Raw genomic sequence first — 264 nt, forward strand, 5'->3', positions numbered from 1 at the left:
CCCGAGATAAGTCCTTCACAATCTTTGGTGAAAAGGACTGTCTAGCCCGCGGCTACGAAAGAACCGGCTTCATGGAAGTCGATACCAAGAAAAACAGAGATTGGACTGTTCAACTAACGGACGCCGATCTGCAATAGTTGGAGCACCAATGAGACGTCTACGCAAAGTCATATTTTGGCCAGTGTGTCCATTGGTGCTCTTGCATTTCCAATGCATGGAGATGATGAACAGCTTTTGCTAAAGCGCAGCGACTTGGCCCTATAT

1 protein-coding gene is annotated in these 264 nt (G+C 47.3%); it reads left to right on the top strand.

The window, feature by feature from the left end; translation table 11 throughout:
- The coding region (locus tag O4G74_RS16635) for a DUF1036 domain-containing protein (RefSeq protein ID WP_419715410.1) at positions 1–137 on the top strand (137 nt) is incomplete at its 5' end.
- Between the last annotated feature and the right edge of the window lie 127 nt (positions 138–264).

This window comes from Henriciella marina, assembly GCF_027213945.1.
In the GTDB taxonomy this organism is placed as follows: domain Bacteria; phylum Pseudomonadota; class Alphaproteobacteria; order Caulobacterales; family Hyphomonadaceae; genus Henriciella; species Henriciella marina_A.